Raw genomic sequence first — 1,653 nt, 5'->3', positions numbered from 1 at the left:
CCCTATGCGTCAGCGTAGTTGTCACCCAAGCGGATTGAGAGGTGATCAACGTGCGTTATCCCGCAGAGCGTAAGGAAGCCATCCTCCGGAAGATGGCGCCGCCCATGAGCATGACCATCCCGGAACTGGCCGAGCAGGAAGGCATCACCGCGACAACCCTCTACAATTGGCGGAAACAGGCCAGAGCACGAGGACAGGTTTTGCCATCACGATCCAACCAGCCCGATCAGTGGACCAGCCAGGAGAAGTTCCAGATCGTCCTGGAGACGGCCCCCATGAACGAGGCCGAAGTCAGCGCCTATTGCCGCGAGCGCGGGCTCTACCCCGAGCAGGTGGAGGCCTGGCGGAATGCCTGCATGAATGCCAATGACGAGGCGGCAGCGCAGGCCGGGCAGCATCGACAGGCACGCAAAGCGGAGCACAAGCGACTCCGCAAGCTGGAGCGTGAACTGCACCGCAAGGACAAGGCACTCGCCGAGACGGCGGCACTACTGACGCTGTCAAAAAAGGCAGAGGCGATCTGGGGCACGACCCACGACGAGGACGACTGACCAGCCTCCCGGATCGCCAGCGCATCGTCACCCTGGTGCAGGACGCCCGGCGTGACGGTGCTCGGCTGGCCAGGGCCTGTCAGGTGATGGGCATTCACGTGCGCACCTACTACCGCTGGGTCGCCGAGGGCGAGGTGGCGGCGGATCGACGCCCCGACGCCGACCGGCCGGCGCCAGCCAACAAGCTGTCTCCCGGGGAGCGAGAGGCGGTTGTGGCGCTGTGCAACGCCCCGGAATATCGAAGCCGCCCTCCGGCCTTCATCGTGGCCGATCAGGCGGACAGGGGGCGCTACCTGGCATCGGAGTCGACGATGTACCGAGTGCTTCATGAGTATGATCAGCAACACCCCCGGGGCCGTCAGCAGGCCCCGCAGCAAAAGCGGCAGCCGACGACACATCAGGCCGCAGCGCCCAATCAGCTTTGGTGCTGGGATATCAGTTGGTTACCTGGTCCTGCGCGCGGTACCTGGTGGTATTTGTACCTGATCATGGATGTCTTCAGCCGCAGGATCGTCGGGCACGAGGTCTACGAAAGCGAGACCGGCGGGTTGGCCGCCGAGCTGATCCAGAAGGCCTGCTGGCGAGAACACCTCACCGATCGTCACAAGCCCCTGATTCTGCACTCGGATAACGGCAGTCCGATGAAGGCAGCGACCTTCCTGGAGAAGCTCTACGACCTGGGCATCACCCCGTCGTATAGCCGGCCGAGGGTGAGTAACGACAACGCCTTCGCCGAATCGGCCTTCAAGACGCTGAAGTACCGGCCGGGCTTTCCCGCCGACGGCTTCGCCACTCTGGCCGAGGCTCAGGAGTGGGTTCAGCAATTTACCCGGTGGTACAACCACGAGCACCGGCACAGCGCGCTTCGCTACGTCACACCGAGCCAGCGCCATAACGGCGAGGCCAAAGGCATCCTGGCGCAGCGTCGTGAGGTCTTCGAGGCGGCGAAAAAGCGTCACCCGGAGCGCTGGTCGGGCGACATCCGCAAGCTCAGCCTGCCGGATGTGGTGCACCTCAATCCCGAGCGGAACCCGGTGCCACAAGCCGCAGGATTTTAAAGAGCCGAAGTCATTTAATGTGCCAACTATGTTGACAGGCTCCG

Annotated in this window: 1 protein-coding gene; it reads left to right on the top strand. The window is 63.5% G+C overall.

Translation table 11 applies throughout. From position 1 onward, the window contains the following. The first annotated feature begins 92 nt into the window (after positions 1 to 92). Positions 93 to 1,609 (top strand): IS3 family transposase gene (locus H146_RS0118000; protein ID WP_425411329.1). Its coding sequence is split into 2 segments (ribosomal slippage): positions 93 to 527 and positions 530 to 1,609, totalling 1,515 coding nucleotides; the frame shifts between segments, so codons are not numbered across the junction. The last annotated feature ends 44 nt before the right edge of the window (positions 1,610 to 1,653 follow it).

The sequence above is a fragment of the Kushneria aurantia DSM 21353 genome, assembly GCF_000382245.1.
Lineage (GTDB): Bacteria > Pseudomonadota > Gammaproteobacteria > Pseudomonadales > Halomonadaceae > Kushneria > Kushneria aurantia.
Note: the sequence above shows the minus strand (reverse complement) of the source record. Positions and strands in the feature narration are given on the sequence as shown.